Origin of the sequence: Streptomyces sp. NPDC059371 (assembly GCF_042751995.1) — a bacterium.
In the GTDB taxonomy this organism is placed as follows: Bacteria; Actinomycetota; Actinomycetes; order Streptomycetales; family Streptomycetaceae; genus Streptomyces.
Map to the genome: position 1 here is coordinate 105,983 of NZ_JBHYXD010000014.1, position 13,743 is coordinate 119,725.

The following is a 13,743-nucleotide window of genomic DNA, read 5'->3' on the forward strand; positions in this document are numbered from 1 at the left end:
ACACACACCGTCCCAGTCTCACTCACCGATACCCCCCTCCGCTCCTCTACCCCCCAACCCCCCCCCCGGGGCACCCCGCATGGGGGGCACCCGGGCTTTTTGCCACCCGTTTTCCGCCCTCCTGTGTCCGAAATGCGGTGTGCCCAGACCGATACGCATGTAACACGTCCGTTTCGGGGGCTTCTCCCGCAGATCATTTTGTCCAGATAACGGAAGATGTACGCGGCAGCTGTGATGGAACCGAGACCTAAAGGCTGTGGTCGGTTATCTGGCTCATGTCACATAGTTAGCCGCGTAACGCTCGGGTCAATGGGTCATGCGCTGTGGGGACAGCGTCGACTCACGAGCACAGTGGGGTACTTGATCCTCCGTCAGGGGTGTCGGAGGTCAACCAGTACCCCTCCTGTCCGTGCACCGGTTGAGTCATGAGGAGGTACCCATGTGCGGTGTCATCAACGCCCTGTGGGTCACATCGTCCCCCGCGGTCCGCGACGACGGCGCGGAGTTCCGAACCCTGATCCGCGCCACCGCGTACTGACGCGGGGCCGGCGCCTGTGCCCGGCCCGACGGACCGTGACGTGGTTTCACCTACGCGCGTCCCGCTGGGACTTCCGGGCGACTTCGGGCGATCGACGTCTCTTCTGAACCGAACGGTGGCCGGGCACGCCAGGTGACGGCCGCCGACTCGGCACGGCCTGATCCGCTCCGGCGGACCGGCGCGGCCGGGTACGGCACACCCACACTTGCGGAATGGGCGAATTGTGACGAGTCCTATCGAGACTGAGGACGGCGCGGAACCGGTCGTCGTGCACGGCGGGCAGGCGGCGACCACGAAACCCGAGGGTGACCAGCTCGTCGGCCGGTCTCCCGGCCAGTTGATGTGGACCCGTTTCAAACGGGACCGCTCGGGGGTCGTCTCCGCCTACGTCGTGGGGTTCTTCTTCCTGGTCGGGCTGCTCGCCCCGCTGATCTCCAAGCTGTACGGCAAGAATCCGTACACGGTGTACGCGGACGAACGTCCCGAGCTCTTCGACAGCGCCGGCGTGCCGCTCCAGCCCAACGGCGGTATCAGCAGCGAGTTCTGGTTCGGCCTGGAGCCGGGCAACGGCTATGACGTCTTCACCAAACTGATCTTCGGCATCCGCACCTCGCTGATGATCTCCGTGGCGGTGACGGTCACCGTCGTGATCACCGGCATCCTGCTGGGAGTCACCGCGGGCTACGTCGGCGGGAGGGCCGACTACGCCATCAGCCGCGTCATCGACTTCCTGCTGGCCTTCCCCTCGCAGCTCTTCTTCATCGCGAGCATGCCGGTCGTGGTCTCGCTCTTCGTGAGTCCGCGCGACGAGACCCCGACCTATGTGCGTGTGGTCGCGCTGATCGTCGTCCAGTGGTTCCTCGGCTGGATGAGTCTCGGCCGCATCCTACGGGGAACCTCACTCTCCCTGCGTGAACGGGAGTTCATCGAAGCGGCCAAGGTGAGCGGGGCGTCCCCCTGGCGGATCATCCGCAAGGAGGTCCTGCCCAACGTGGTGACACCGCTCCTCGTGCAGACCACCTACCTGCTCCCGAACTTCGTGACGATCGAGGCGGGCCTGTCGTTCCTCGGCGTCGGAATCGTCGAACCGACGCCCGACTGGGGACAGATGTTCTCCAAGGCCTCGACGGAACTCGTGCTCCAGAACGACATCACCTACATGTTCTTCCCGGGCGTCTCGATGATCATCTTTGTCGTCGCGTTCAACCTGCTCGGGGATTCGGTCAGGGACGCCTTCGATCCCAAGACGGCTCGCTGACCAAAGAGTTGTGGGCGCCTTCGCCCCGATCTCGAACGGCACCTCCACAGCACCTCAATGTCAGATCACTGGTTCGAAGACCGCAGACCGCAACTCAGCGGCACCACAGGTGCACTTGTTCGCACCGGTGACAACAGATGGGTAGGAATCTGAGTGATGAGTAGGGGCGGACGCCACGCATACGCCGCAATCTCAGTGCTCGCGGCGGGAGCTCTCGTGCTCACCGGTTGCAGCAAGGGCGGCAGCGACAAGGGGAACGACGACAAGAGGGACAAGGAGAACGCGCAGCGGCAGCAGCAGTCGATCAAGTTCGGCGACGCGGCCGACTCCACCGGTCCCGCGGCCGAGGTACCGGGCGCGAAGAGCGGCGGCACGATGGAGGTCCTCCAGCGTGACAGCTACGCGCACCTGGACCCGGGCCAGATCTACGTCTCCGACGAGGGCTCCCTGGCCACGCTGATCCACCGTGGCCTGACCGGCTACAAGGCCACGAGCGACGACGGCTCCAAGCACGAGATCGTCGGCGACCTCGCCACCGACTCCGGCACCACGACGGACGGCGGCAAGACCTGGAAGTACACGCTCAAGGACGGCATCAAGTTCGAGAACGGCCAGGCGATCACGTCCAAGGACGTCCGCCAGACCGTCGAGCGTCTCTTCGCCCCGTTCATCAACCAGGGCCCGCCCTACATCCAGCAGTGGCTCGCCGACACCCCGGGCGCGGACTACCGCAAGCTGCTGAAGGACGGCCCCTACAAGGGCAAGCACCTGCCGGACAGCGTCCTGCAGACGCCGGACGACAAAACCATCGTCTTCAAGTTCAAGACCTCGCACCCCGACCTGCCGTACGCCCTCGCCATGGCGGGCTACGCGATCGTCTCCGCGAAGGGTGACACCAAGACGAAGTACGACCGGGCGCCCGTCACGACCGGCCCGTACAAGATCGAGTCGTTCAAGTCCGGCAAGTCGATGGTCCTCGTGAAGAACACCAACTGGGACCCGAAGACCGACCCGATCCGTCACCAGTACGTGGACAAGTTCAACATCACGTTCAACCAGCAGTACGAGACGTCCACCAAGACGCTGCTGGCGGACACCGGCGCCGACCAGGCCGGCCTCAGCTTCAACAACCAGGTCGACGCGGGCAACCTCTCCAAGGTCCTCGGCGACCCGAAGATGAAGTCCCGTACGGTCTCGGGCTTCCAGCCCTACGTCGGCCAGATGAACATCAACCTGAGCCACCCGGCCCTCAAGGACAAGACGATCCGCGAGGCCATCGCCTACGCCCTGCCGATCACGCCGTTCGTGCGTGCCTACGGCGGCACCGACGCGATGGAGGTCGCCGGCGGCCTCATCAGCCCGACCGTCAGCGGCTACGACGCCTCCTTCGACCCGTGGGGCAAGAAGAAGAAGCCGGCCGGTGACCCGGTCAAGGCCAAGGCCCTGCTGAAGAAGGCCGGCAAGGTGGGCATGAAGCTGACCTTCGGCTACATCAACACCCCCGAGGGCCAGCAGTACTCCACCGCCATGGCCGAGGGTCTGAAGAAGGCCGGGTTCGACGTCCAGCGCCAGGAGATCCCGGCCGAGACCTACTACGACCAGGTCAGCAAGCTGGACAACAACTACGACATCTTCCACACCGCGTGGGGTGCCGACTGGCCGTCCGCCTCGACCGTGATCCCGCCGCTGTACGACGGCCGGGCGATCGCCGACGGCGCGCAGAACTACTCGCAGGTCAACGACCCCAAGGTGAACGCGGACATCGACCGCATCAACAAGATCACCGACCCGGTCAAGGGCGCGGCCGAGTGGGAGAAGGTCGACCAGTACCTGGTCAAGGACGTCGTCAACGTCGTCCCGACCGGCTACTACAAGCAGACCCAGGTCGCCGGTTCCAAGGTCGGCGGCCTGGTCTACGACGACGTGATCGGCGGCGTCGACCCGCGTCGCCTGTTCGTCAAGTAACCGTCGCTCTGACGGGGCCCGGCGCGCTCACCGCTCAGCGAGGCGGACGCGCCGGGCCCCGCCGGGCCCGCTGACGTCTGAGAGCTGCCCCTGCCATGCTGCGCTTCCTCATTCGCCGGACACTCGGCGCCGCCGTCATTCTCTTCCTGCTGAGTATCGTCGCGTTCCTGCTGTTCTTCGGGATGCCGAGGGACCCGGGCCTGCTGATGTGCGGCAAGACATGCACGCCTGCCAACCTCGCGAACATCCATCACGTGCTCGGCCTCGACAAGTCGATCCCGGAGCAGTACTGGATCTTCCTGCACAACCTCGTGCTGGGCAGCAACGGCTTCGACCAGGGTCCGTGCCCCGCGCCCTGCTTCGGGTACTCGTACCACACCAATGAAGAGGTCTGGGGCACGCTGATGGACCGCCTGCCCACCACGGTGTCGCTGACGCTGGGTGCCGCGGTCTGCTTCCTCTTCGTCGGTCTGGGCACCGGCATGCTCGCCGCGTGGAAGCGCGGCACGCTCGTGGACAAGACGGTGACCGCCGGCGCGATGGTGCTCAGCTCGATGCAGATCTACTTCCTCGGCCCGCTGGCGCTGGCCGCCCTCGTCTACCAGAGCCACCTCTTCGACAAGCCCGCCTACAACGACTTCACCGCGGACCCGTTGAGCTGGTTCACCGGACTGATCATCCCCTGGGTGATCCTGTCCACGATCTTCGCCTCGCAGTACACCCGTATGGCGCGCTCGTCGATGATCGAGCAGCTTCAGGAGGAACACGTCCGCACCGCCCGGGCCAAGGGCATGTCGCGCAAGTACGTCTTCTTCCGCTACGCCTGGCGCGGATCCCTGATCCCCATCGTCACCATCTTCGGCATCGACCTCGGCTCGCTGCTGGGCGGCGCGATCATCACCGAGTACACCTTCGGACTCCCCGGCCTCGGCAAACTCGCCGTGGAATCGGTCTTCTTCAGCGACCTTCCGCTGCTGCTGGGCGTGATGCTCTTCTCCGCCGCCATGATCCTGCTGTTCAACATCATCGTGGATGCCTGCTACGCCTTCATCGACCCGCGCGTGCGGCTGTCCTAGGAGCAATCCGTGACCACTCTGACCAAGGAATCGGGCGCCGGCGCCCCGGCGGGCTCGGGTGCCTTCCTCTCGGTGCGCGACCTGTACGTCCGGTTCAAGACCGAGGACGGCGTCGTCAAGGCCGTCGACGGGCTCTCCTTCGACCTCGAACGGGGCCAGACCCTCGGCATCGTGGGGGAGTCGGGCTCCGGCAAGTCGGTGACCAACCTGACGATCCTCGGCCTGCACAACCCGATGTTCACGACCATCGAGGGCGAGATCGTGCTCGACGGCCAGGAGCTGATCACCGCCCGCGAGTCGGAGTTGGAGAAGGTGCGCGGCAACAAGGCCGCGATGATCTTCCAGGACCCGCTCACGGCGCTCTCCCCGTACTACACGGTGGGCCGGCAGATCGCCGAGCCGTTCTGGAAGCACACCGGCGCCTCGAAGAAGGCCGCCTGGGACCGCGCGGTGGAGATGCTCGGCAAGGTCGGCATCCCCCATCCCAAGGAACGGGCGAAGGACTATCCGCACCAGTTCTCCGGCGGTATGCGCCAGCGCGCGATGATCGCGATGGCGCTGGTCTGCGACCCCGACCTGTTGATCGCGGACGAGCCGACCACCGCGCTCGACGTCACCGTGCAGGCCCAGATCCTCGACCTCCTGAAGAACCTCCAGCAGGAGTTCGGCTCGGCCATCATCTTCATCACGCACGACCTGGGCGTCATCGCGGACATGGCCGACGACATCATGGTGATGTACGCGGGCGGGGCGGTGGAACGCGGCACGGTGAACGAGGTGCTGCGCGCGCCCCAGCACCCCTACACCTGGGGCCTGCTGAACTCGATGCCGCGCCTGGACTCGGACCTCGACACGCCGCTGGCGCCCATCCCCGGCGCGCCGCCGTCGCTGCTGAGGCCGCCGTCGGGCTGCCGGTTCCACCCCCGCTGCACCTTCCGGGGCGAGGTCGGGGGCGCGCGGTGCGTGGACGAACTCCCGCTGCTGCCGGCGGGCCGGGGAGGCGCTTGCCACCTCACGGCCGAGCAGAAGCAGACCATTTTCATCGAGCAGATCAAGCCCCGGCTGCGGTAGGGAGAACAGCGAGATGAAGGAAGACGTCGCGAAGGAAGACGTCGAGAAGGACGTCACGGCGGGCACGGCCACGCTGCCCGCTCCGCGCGCCGGTGACGGCTCCGGCGAGCCGCTGCTCGTGGTCGAGAACCTGGTCAAACACTTCCCGGTCAAGGGCGGCTTCCCGATCAGGCGCACCATCGGCGCGGTGCAGGCCGTGGACGGCATCGACCTGACGGTGCACGTGGGCGAGAGCTTCGGCCTGGTGGGGGAGTCGGGCTGCGGCAAGTCCACGACCGGACGCCTGATCACCCGCCTGCTGGAGCCGACGGGCGGCACCATCTCGTACCGCGGCCAGGACATCAGCCACGCCGGCCGCAGGCAACTGGCGCCGGTCCGCTCCGAGATCCAGATGATCTTCCAGGACCCCTACTCGTCGCTGAACCCGAGGCAGACGGTCGGCAAGATCATCTCCGCGCCGATGGAGATCAACGGGATCAACCCGGCGGGCGGTCGCGAGAGGCGGGTCCGTGAACTGCTGGAGATCGTGGGACTGAACCCCGAGCACTACAACCGCTTCCCGCACGAGTTCTCCGGCGGCCAGCGCCAGCGCATCGGTGTGGCCCGCGCGCTGGCGTCCGAGCCGAAGCTGATCGTCGCCGACGAGCCGGTCTCCGCACTGGACGTCTCCATCCAGGCGCAGGTCGTCAACCTCCTCCAGGAGGTGCAGCGGGAACTGGGCATCGCGTTCCTGTTCATCGCCCACGACCTCGCGGTGGTGCGGCACTTCTCGCAGCGCGTCGCCGTCATGTACCTCGGCAAGGTGATCGAGGTCGGCGACCGGAATTCCATCTACACCCGGCCCCGGCACCCCTACACCCACGCCCTGCTCTCCGCGGTCCCCGAGGTCGAACTGGAGGAGTCCGACAAGCCCCCGCGGGAGCGCATCCGCCTCGCGGGTGACGTGCCGTCGCCCATCTCCCCGCCCTCCGGCTGCCGCTTCCGCACCCGCTGCTGGAAGGCGCAGGACAAGTGCGCGACCGAGGAACCGCCGCTCGTCCGGATCGCGGGCAACCGTGAGGGCCATCTGACGGCTTGCCACTTCCCGGAGGAGCCGACCACCGAGGCCCGCGACGAGGACATCATCCTGGACCCGGCCCTGGTGGCCCTGGAGGACGCCCCCGAGGCCGGCTAGGACGGCCCGCCGTACCGAGGAGGGGCCCGCGGCCGGACGGCGCGGGCCCCGCTCCCTTTCACGGGCCGCGGACCGCTCACGGGCCCGTTCGGACGCCCGGGGGCCGCCTCGGGCGGGCAGGGGTCCGGTACCGCGCGCGGGGCGCCCTGCACCGGCCGAGGGGCTGCCACGGCCCAGTGGGCCGCCGGGGCGGTCAGGCCCGGCCCGCGACCGTGATGATCTCGGGGGCGCTGGGGGTGAGCGGCCGGCGCCCCCAGTCGCCGTACTGCTCGTGCACGACGAGCCCGGCCTCGCCGAGGAACGTCCGCAAGGCGTCCGCGCCCAGGAACCGCAGCGTGCTGCGGCTGACCCGCGGCCACCCCCAGCGCGGGTGCTCGAAGGTCTCGCTGAACGTCACCCGGTCCCCGAGCACCGGCGTCTCGACCTCGTGCCGCACCCGTACGGGATCTCCGTGCGCGTCGCTCACCTCGCGCGCCCGCTCGGGCCGCCATCCCTCCCACGCCCGGACGGCGGGATTGCGGGTCTCGAAGACGAACCGCCCGCCGTCGCCGAGAGCCTGCCGTACGGCGGCCAGCGCGGAGCGCACCTCCTCGTCGCCGACGAGCACCTGGAACGCGTGCCCGGTCATCACGACGAGGTCGAACTCCCCCTCCCAGCGCACCGATCCGAGGTCCCCGAGCACCCACTCGACGTCCGCCTGCCCGCGCGCCTGCACCAGCATGGCCGCGGCGGGATCCAGCCCGCACAGCCGCCCCCCGTGACCGGTCTCCCGGGCACGCGCCAGCAAGCGTCCCGTCCCGCATCCGACATCGAGCACGGACCGCGCGGACATCACCAGATCCAGGTAGAAGTCGTCGCTCGGACCCCATGGATTCAGCGTGTCGTACAAGGCGGCGAGTGAGACGTCACTGAACGATCGGTCAGCCATCACAGCAGTCTCTCAGCCCCGGCGGCCGCACGAAACCACTGATCGGAAAGGAACGGGTGAGCAAGTGATGGGGAAAGAATGGCAGGTTGAGGGGACGGGAAAGGGGAGCCGGGGTTCGCCGGGCTCCGACACCGCAGACGAGGATCGGGACGAGATGCTGCACCACATCGAGCTGTGGGTACCGGATCTGGGACGGGCCGTACGCTCCTGGGGCTGGCTGCTGGAGCGGCTCGGATACACGCCGTACCAGGACTGGCCGGACGGCCGGAGCTGGCGGCTGGGGGAGACCTACCTCGTCTTCGAGCAGTCCCCAGCCCTGACCGCCGACCGCCACGACCGTCTGCGTCCCGGACTGAACCACCTCGCCTTCCACGTGCCGAGCCGCGCCCAACTCGACACCCTGGTCACCGAGGCCCCGGACCACGGCTGGACCCTCCTCTTCCCCGAAGCCCACCCCCACGCGGGCGGCCCCGCCCACTACGCCGCCTACCTGGAGGACCCGGACGGCTTCGAGGCCGAACTCGTGGCCCGGCGGGAGGAGTAGCGGAGCTTTAATCGCTCGACATCGAACGGGCCCGGCCGGGATGCTTCACCCCGATGACTTCACAGACACGTACGGACAGGCCCAGTGACTGGGACGAGCGTTCCCAGTTGGCCACCTTTCTCGACTACGCCCGTGCCACCGCCCGCGCCAAGTGCGAGGACGTTTCGGCCGAGGACGCCCGCAAGGCTCCGTTGCCCGGGTCGCCGCTGATGACTCTGAGCGGGCTGATCAACCATCTGCGCTGGGTCGAGTACTACTGGTTCCAGGTGGTCTTCCTGGGCGAGGAGGACGAGGGGCCCTGGACGGACGAGGACCCCGACCGCGAGATGCGAATCGCCGTCGACTTCCCGCTCGCCCAGCTTCTCGGCGAGTACGAGGAACAGAGCGCCCGCTACCGCACGTTGGTGGCCGAGCACGACCTCGACACCAAGGCCAAGCGGGCGGGGCGCGACGGCACCCACGTCGACCTCCGCTGGATCGTCCTCCACCTCGTGGAGGAGACGGCCCGCCACAACGGCCACCTCGACATCCTGCGCGAACTGGCCGACGGCCGGACGGGAGACTAGACCATGGGAGAAGCACGGTTGTCGCACCCCACCATCCGCACGATCACCTTCGACTGCTCCGGTGATCCCTACGATGTCGGGCTGTTCTGGAGCCGGCTGCTCGGCCGGCCGCTGAACGACGACGACAAGCCCGGTGACCCGGAGGCGGTGATCGAGGACCCGGCCGGTGGCCCGACGCTTCTGTTCGTGCGGGTCCCCGAGGGCAAGACGGTCAAGAACCGCGTCCACCTCGACCTGACCCCGCACGGCCGCACCCGCGACGACGAGGTCGAACACGCCATCTCCCTCGGCGCCCGCCGCGTCGCGGACCACATCCGCCCCGACGGCAGCGGTTGGGTTCTCCTCGCGGACCCCGAGGGCAACGAATTCTGCATGGAGCGCGGGGACTTGGAGTTGGGCTAGCCGAAACTGGTCACGGCGTTCGCCGCCGCATTCCCTCAGATTCGGTCACTGTCTGTGTCTTCGCGTGATCTATGCCTTGGGGGAAAGGCGGGTAGCCCCGACATGCGGAAGGCCCGTGCTTCTTTGGCAGAAGCACGGGCCTTTCGGGTTCGCATGCGGCCGTCGGCCGGCAGATCGAAGGACTCAGTACTTGATGATCCAGGTCATCTTCTTCCGACCGGGTTCGCTCCCAACCCCAGTCCTCTTACCGCATTTCACATCACTGCCGACCACCTTGAGGTAGCCGCACTGCGGTGAAGCGACCGACGTCTTGGCGTTGTTGTGGAGGCTCGTCCACACCCAGTTCTGTGAACTCGTGCACATGCGGGCGTACACGGGCTTTTCCCTGCCGCTGTGCGCCATGCACCACGCGTCGCGGTTGTACTCCGTGTAGAGCTGGCCGCCCACATGGCCCCACCACTGCTTCTTCGTGTTCTTACACGTGGCTTGGGTGAGCTTCTCGTCCTTCCAGTTCATCTGGAGGCATTTCCCAGTGGCCTGGTTGACGAGATGAAACGTGGTGCCTCCGGACGCGGCCTGTGCAGGCGACACCGGTCCCAGAAGCGAGAATCCGAGCGCCATTGCTCCAATGGCCATCCCGAACTTCTTGATGCTCTTCACGTATTGATCCACCCGTTTCTCTGCGGCGCATGGTCAGTGCGTTCGACCGTGATCCTCTCCGACATGAACCCGACAACGGAAGGGATCTGAGGTAGATCAGAGCCACGGGCTCGCATATCGCAGCCCCTCTGCACGAGAGAAGGCCCGCACCGGGAAGTGCGGGCCTTCGTTCCCCTGGAACCGGCGTTCATGGGCTCGGGTCAATGGGCCTGGAAAGTCGGTTCCTGAAGGTGGCGGCTGACGAAAAGGGGTGTGTCAGACCGCTGCCTCGGGGTTCTTCGCGAGACGCTGGGCCGGAACGGTCTCCGTCGTCTCCGGGTAGTGGCAGGCCGTCAGGTGGCCGTCGTTGCTGCCCGAGATCTGCACCAGCGGCGGAGCCTCGGTCGCGCACTTCTCCGTCGCCTTCCAGCAGCGGGTGCGGAACCGGCAGCCCGACGGCGGGTTGAGCGGAGAGGGGACGTCACCCGTGAGCAGGATGCGCTCACGGGCCGGGACGTCGTCCGCGGTCGCCTCGGGGACGGCGGACATCAGCGCGCGGGTGTACGGGTGGCGCGGGTTCTCGTACAGGTCCTCGCGGTTGGCGATCTCGACGATCTTGCCGAGGTACATCACCGCGACGCGCTGCGAGAAGTGCCGCACGATCGCGAGGTCGTGCGCGATGAACAGGAACGCGATGCCCAGGTCCCGCTGGAGCTCCTGGAGCAGGTTCACGACCTGCGCCTGGATGGAGACGTCGAGCGCCGAGACCGGCTCGTCCGCGACGATCAGCTTCGGCTCCAGGGCGAGCGCGCGGGCCACTCCGATGCGCTGGCGCTGTCCGCCGGAGAACTCGTGCGGGAAGCGGTTGTAGTGCTCGGGGTTGAGACCGACCGTCTCCAGCAGCTCACGTACGCGCTTCTCGTGGCCGCCGGGCGTCTTGATCCCGTTGATCTCCATCGGACCCGAGATGATCTTGCCGACCGTCTGCCGCGGGTTCAGCGAGGCGTACGGGTCCTGGAAGATCATCTGGATCTCGGAGCGGACCGGCGCGAGCTGCTTGCGGCCGGCGTGCGTGATGTCCTGGCCGCGGTACTTGATGGTGCCGCCGGTGGGCTCCAGCAGACGCGTGACCAGCCGGCCCGTCGTCGACTTGCCGCAGCCGGACTCGCCGACCAGACCGAGGCTCTCGCCCTCGGCGACCTGGAAGTCGAGACCGTCCACGGCCTGGACCGCGCCGATCTTCCGCTTGAAGGGGAAGCCGCCCATCACCGGGAAGTGCTTGGTCAGTCCGGTGACGTCCAGGAGGGGGTTCGTGTTGCTCATGATCGTGAAGTCCCGTCTCAGTTACGTCAGTGCGACCGCGTCGCGGCGAGGTCGGCGAAGAAGTCGCGGCGCTGGTCCGCCGTGAGGTGGCAGGCGGCACCGCGCCCGTCCGTGACCTGGAGCGGCGGCTGCTCGGTGGAGCAGTGGCCGTCCGTGACCTTCTCCGCGAAGGTGCACCGCGGGTGGAAGCGGCAGCCCGACGGCGGGTTGAGGAGCGAGGGCGGCGAGCCGGGGATCGGCGACAGCGGCACGTCGACCGGTCCGTCCAGGCTCGGCATCGAGCCCAGCAGGCCCCAGGTGTAGGGGTGCTGCGGCGCGCGCAGCACCTCCTTCTTGGTGCCCCGCTCCACGCACCGGCCGCCGTACATCACCAGCACGTCGTCCGCGATGTCGGCGATGACGCCGAGGTCGTGGGTGATGAAGATGATGGCGGTGCCGAACTCCTGCTGGAGGTCCTTGAGCAGGTCCATGATCTGGGCCTGCACGGTGACGTCGAGCGCGGTGGTCGGCTCGTCCGCGATCAGCAGCTCGGGGTCGCAGACCAGCGCCATGGCGATCATCGCGCGCTGGCGCATACCGCCGGAGAACTGGTGCGGGTAGTCGTCCACCCGGACGTCCGGCTGCGGGATGCCGACGCGCTTGAGCATCTCGATCGCCCGCGCCCGGGCCTCCTTCTTGGAGGCACCGGTGTGCTTGCGGTACGTCTCGCCGATCTGCTTGCCGATGGTGTGGTAAGGCGACAGCGAGGCCAGCGCGTCCTGGAAGATCATCGACATCTTGTTGCCGCGCAGCCGCTCCAGCTCCCGCTCGGAGGCGGTCAGCAGCTCCTTGCCGTCCAGCAGGATCTCGCCGTCGATGGCCGTGCGCTCACGGTCGTGCAGACCGAGGATCGTCAGGTTCGTGACGGACTTGCCCGAACCCGACTCGCCCACGATGCCGAGCGTCTTGCCCTTGGCCAGGTCGAAGGTGAGACCGTCGACGGCCTTGACGACGCCGTCCTCGGTGGAGAAGTGGACCTTGAGATCCCTGACGGACAGGAAGGGCTGCTGATCGGTGCTCGTCACGGGGACGCTCCTGGGGGTGATGCGAGGGGTAGCTTGCGGTTCGGCGGGGGACGGCGGCGGGGCGCCGGGGTCAGGCGAGCCGGATCCGCGGGTCGATGAGGGCGTAGACGGCGTCGACGACGATGTTGAACAGGACGATGGCGCCGGCGGACAGGATGGTGACGCCGAGCAGCATGGGCAGGTCGCTCTTCGACACGGAGTCCACCGCGAGGCGGCCGATGCCCTGGAGGCTGAAGACCGACTCGGTGATGATCGCGCCGCCGATCAGGGTGCCCAGGTCGATACCGAAGACCGTGACGATGGGGCCCATCGCGCCGCGCCAGGCGAACCGGAAGAAGACGTTCGCGCGTGACAGGCCCTTGGCCCGTGCGGTGCGGACGTAGTCCTCGCTGAGCTGCTCGACGAGCTGCGAGCGGGTCATACGGGTGTAGTTGGCCGTGAAGATGACCGCCAGCGTCAGCCACGGGAGCAGCAGACCGGAGAACCAGGCCACCGGGTCGTCGGTGAACGGCGTCCACGACGGCTGAGCGAAGAGGTCGAGCTTCGTGACCAGGAAGAACATCGCCACGTAGCCGACGAAGTAGATCTGCAATGAGGAACCGAACAGCGAGGCCGAGCTGGCGAACTTGTCCAGGAACTTGCCCTGCTTGAGCGCGGCCAGCATGCCGGTGCCGACGCCGAAGATCAGGAAGACGACGGCCGCGCCGAGCGCGAGCGAGATGGTCGTCGGCAGACGGTCCAGGATCGTGCCGAGGACGGGCTCGTTGTTGGCGAAGGAGTAGCCGAGGCAGGGCGCGGGGCAGTTCCCGAAGCCGGCGTAGTCCCGCCCGACGAACAGACCCTTGAGCCAGTACCAGTACTGCACCGGGACCGGGTGGTCGATGCCCAGGTTGTGCCGGATCTGCGCGAGCACGTCGGGCGTGCAGTTCTTGCCGCAGGACATCATCGCCGGGTCACGTGGGATGGCGTAGAAGAGACCGAACGTGATGGCGCTGATGATCAGCAGGATGACCAGTGCGCCGAGGACTCGGCGGACGAGGAAGCGGGACATGGGGGCGTGACTTTCCGGACGGGGCGCCGTCGCCGGGGGGGCGTGAAGGGGGGAGGGCCGGTGGGGGGGGGGGGGGGCGCTGAGCCCGCCCCCCGCCCCGCAGAGATATAAACCTAAATCTCAAGTAGCGAAGACCAGACTAGC

Annotated in this window: 13 protein-coding genes; 8 read left to right on the forward strand and 5 right to left on the reverse strand. The window is 67.5% G+C overall.

From position 1 onward, the window contains the following. Positions 1-761 precede the first annotated feature (761 nt). The 5 genes from ACFXGX_RS11295 (at position 762) to ACFXGX_RS11315 (ending at position 7,082) form a co-directional block, all read left to right on the forward strand. Entirely contained in the window at positions 762-1,796 is a 1,035-nt protein-coding gene (locus tag ACFXGX_RS11295; protein WP_384788143.1) for an ABC transporter permease, read from the forward strand. A gap of 156 nt (positions 1,797-1,952) precedes the next feature. Further along, positions 1,953-3,761 (forward strand): ABC transporter substrate-binding protein, encoded by a 1,809-nt coding sequence (locus ACFXGX_RS11300; RefSeq protein WP_384788146.1) that lies wholly within the window; start codon positions 1,953-1,955, stop codon positions 3,759-3,761. 95 nt (positions 3,762-3,856) lie between these two features. Next, positions 3,857-4,837: an ABC transporter permease gene (locus tag ACFXGX_RS11305; protein ID WP_384788149.1), complete on the forward strand. Its 981-nt coding sequence runs from the start codon at positions 3,857-3,859 to the stop codon at positions 4,835-4,837. 9 nt (positions 4,838-4,846) lie between these two features. Further along, on the forward strand, positions 4,847-5,908 hold the full coding sequence (locus tag ACFXGX_RS11310) for an ABC transporter ATP-binding protein (protein ID WP_384788152.1): 1,062 nt from the start codon (positions 4,847-4,849) through the stop codon (positions 5,906-5,908). 13 nt (positions 5,909-5,921) lie between these two features. After that, positions 5,922-7,082, forward strand: coding sequence for an ABC transporter ATP-binding protein (locus ACFXGX_RS11315; protein ID WP_384788155.1), 1,161 nt, complete (start codon positions 5,922-5,924; stop codon positions 7,080-7,082). Positions 7,083-7,275: 193 nt separating this feature from the next. Here ACFXGX_RS11315 and ACFXGX_RS11320 read toward each other — a convergent pair whose 3' ends face one another. Then, positions 7,276-8,010, reverse strand: a complete 735-nt coding sequence (locus tag ACFXGX_RS11320; protein WP_384788158.1) for a class I SAM-dependent methyltransferase — start codon at positions 8,008-8,010, stop codon at positions 7,276-7,278. A 154-nt stretch (positions 8,011-8,164) separates the two neighbouring features. Here ACFXGX_RS11320 and ACFXGX_RS11325 point away from each other — a divergent pair, with 154 nt between their 5' ends. The 3 genes from ACFXGX_RS11325 to ACFXGX_RS11335 are packed head-to-tail and all read left to right on the forward strand — an operon-like array spanning position 8,165 to position 9,522. Beyond that, positions 8,165-8,554, forward strand: coding sequence for a VOC family protein (locus ACFXGX_RS11325; protein WP_384788161.1), 390 nt, complete (start codon positions 8,165-8,167; stop codon positions 8,552-8,554). Positions 8,555-8,607: 53 nt separating this feature from the next. Beyond that, the gene (locus tag ACFXGX_RS11330) at positions 8,608-9,120 is read left to right on the forward strand and encodes a DinB family protein (RefSeq protein ID WP_384788164.1); all 513 of its coding nucleotides are present in this window, start codon (positions 8,608-8,610) and stop codon (positions 9,118-9,120) included. A 3-nt stretch (positions 9,121-9,123) separates the two neighbouring features. Further along, positions 9,124-9,522 carry a VOC family protein gene (locus ACFXGX_RS11335; RefSeq protein WP_384788167.1) on the forward strand — a complete coding sequence of 133 codons (399 nt, stop codon included), beginning with the start codon at positions 9,124-9,126 and terminating at the stop codon, positions 9,520-9,522. Between the two features lie 183 nt (positions 9,523-9,705). Here the strand turns inward: ACFXGX_RS11335 and ACFXGX_RS11340 are convergent, their stop codons facing one another. The 4 genes from ACFXGX_RS11340 to ACFXGX_RS11355 form a co-directional block, all read right to left on the reverse strand. Then, positions 9,706-10,182, reverse strand: coding sequence for a hypothetical protein (locus tag ACFXGX_RS11340; RefSeq protein WP_384788170.1), 477 nt, complete (start codon positions 10,180-10,182; stop codon positions 9,706-9,708). 255 nt (positions 10,183-10,437) lie between these two features. Next, positions 10,438-11,484, reverse strand: a complete 1,047-nt coding sequence (locus tag ACFXGX_RS11345; RefSeq protein WP_384788173.1) for an ABC transporter ATP-binding protein — start codon at positions 11,482-11,484, stop codon at positions 10,438-10,440. Between the two features lie 26 nt (positions 11,485-11,510). Beyond that, positions 11,511-12,548: an ABC transporter ATP-binding protein gene (locus tag ACFXGX_RS11350; RefSeq protein ID WP_384788176.1), complete on the reverse strand. Its 1,038-nt coding sequence runs from the start codon at positions 12,546-12,548 to the stop codon at positions 11,511-11,513. Between the two features lie 70 nt (positions 12,549-12,618). Beyond that, positions 12,619-13,599 carry an ABC transporter permease gene (locus tag ACFXGX_RS11355; RefSeq protein ID WP_384233224.1) on the reverse strand — a complete coding sequence of 327 codons (981 nt, stop codon included), beginning with the start codon at positions 13,597-13,599 and terminating at the stop codon, positions 12,619-12,621. Positions 13,600-13,743 lie beyond the last annotated feature (144 nt).